This window comes from Endozoicomonas sp. SESOKO4 (assembly GCF_024606275.1).
On sequence record NZ_JAHHPS010000614.1, the window covers coordinates 1 to 1,129 of the forward strand.

The following is a 1,129-nucleotide window of genomic DNA, read 5'->3' on the forward strand; positions in this document are numbered from 1 at the left end:
GCGTGCAGTTTGAAGCTTGGTGGTAATCCGTAATCTGAAATGAACAAAAAGGCGGGTTTTATGCCACGGGCTTAATCCAAGTTTGGCAGAAACACCTGGATGATAATGCGTTACTTATACTTATAACCAAAATAGGGCTGCGATTATGCAGCCTTATTTTTTCTTGTGTTTGGCTCATATCTCTAACCTTGAACAATAAACTTACACCCGCAAAGGCTTGCCAGAGAACGTCACGCAGCAGAACAACTTCTTTTTAAAGCTTCTTGAACTGTCTTCTTGTTTCATTCTTCTTTGGTAAAGCTTCCCCGCTTGTTTTGGGGAAAGTTTCATACTCATTTCAATAGCCATTTTATTTTCCTTTCTGCTTGTTCAGTGCAAATCGCCGCATAACATCCGCACCGTCGGGACAGCTGCCGGATCTTTCATCACGCTCCCACGCTGGAGCATGGGAGCGAATCAATAACAGTCCGTTATGTTTGTTAACAAGTCTTTTATTCGTTTGCTAATGCGTAGCCTGTAAGCTACGATTAAACCATGAAATACGAAGTGGTCTCGACCGAAATATTTAATCAGTGGTTCCGGGAGCTGAGGGACAGACAAGCCGCCAAGGCGGTTGCCCTGCGGATTAACCGAGCAAAGGCGGGCAATCTGGGCGATACCAAACCGGTAGGCGATGGCGTCAGTGAAATGCGCCTGTTTGTGGGCAAGGGCTATCGTCTTTACTACACGCTCCGCAACCAGCAGATAGTGATATTGCTGTGCGGTGGCGACAAATCCAGCCAGAACCGGGACATTAAAAAGGCCAAAGACCTGTTGCAACAATTGGAGGATTGACTCATGGCTCTGAAACTGACCCCCATAAACCCTGTAGAAATGCTGCAGGAGAATGAAATTGCTGAATTCCTGACCGAAGCCTATCTGGACGATGATCCTGCCGTGTTCATTATCGCCCTGGGCGATGTGGTCAAGCACAAGGGCGTAACCGAGCTGGCCAGACAGACCGGGCTCAACCGGGAAAGCCTCTACAAGGCATTCAATGGCAAAGCTCAACCTCGTTGGGATACCGTACATCGACTGCTGAAAGCGCTGGGTGTCAGGCTGACTATTGCAGCCTGATCTGGTGAGTGCT

The 1,129-nt window shown here is 48.1% G+C and carries 3 protein-coding genes; 2 read left to right on the forward strand and 1 reads right to left on the reverse strand.

Annotation, left to right across the window (positions count from 1 at the left end; all coding sequences use genetic code 11):
* Positions 1–201: 201 nt before the first annotated feature.
* A complete protein-coding gene (locus tag KDK16_RS11955; RefSeq protein WP_257276294.1) occupies positions 202–348 on the reverse strand; it encodes a hypothetical protein in 147 nt (48 codons plus the stop codon).
* 186 nt (positions 349–534) lie between these two features.
* Between KDK16_RS11955 and KDK16_RS11960 the strand changes: the two genes are divergently transcribed.
* Both KDK16_RS11960 and KDK16_RS11965 read left to right on the forward strand, forming a co-directional pair.
* Positions 535–834: a type II toxin-antitoxin system RelE/ParE family toxin gene (locus KDK16_RS11960; protein WP_257276295.1), complete on the forward strand. Its 300-nt coding sequence runs from the start codon at positions 535–537 to the stop codon at positions 832–834.
* A gap of 3 nt (positions 835–837) precedes the next feature.
* Positions 838–1,116, forward strand: coding sequence for an addiction module antidote protein (locus KDK16_RS11965; RefSeq protein ID WP_257276296.1), 279 nt, complete (start codon positions 838–840; stop codon positions 1,114–1,116).
* The last annotated feature ends 13 nt before the right edge of the window (positions 1,117–1,129 follow it).

Bases quoted from the DNA above. Each gene is read 5' to 3' on its own strand.
- KDK16_RS11955 (WP_257276294.1), bottom strand. From the start codon at position 348: ATGGCTATTGAAATGAGTATGAAACTTTCCCCAAAACAAGCGGGGAAG.
- KDK16_RS11960 (WP_257276295.1), top strand. From the start codon at position 535: ATGAAATACGAAGTGGTCTCGACCGAAATATTTAATCAGTGGTTCCGG.
- KDK16_RS11965 (WP_257276296.1), top strand. From the start codon at position 838: ATGGCTCTGAAACTGACCCCCATAAACCCTGTAGAAATGCTGCAGGAG.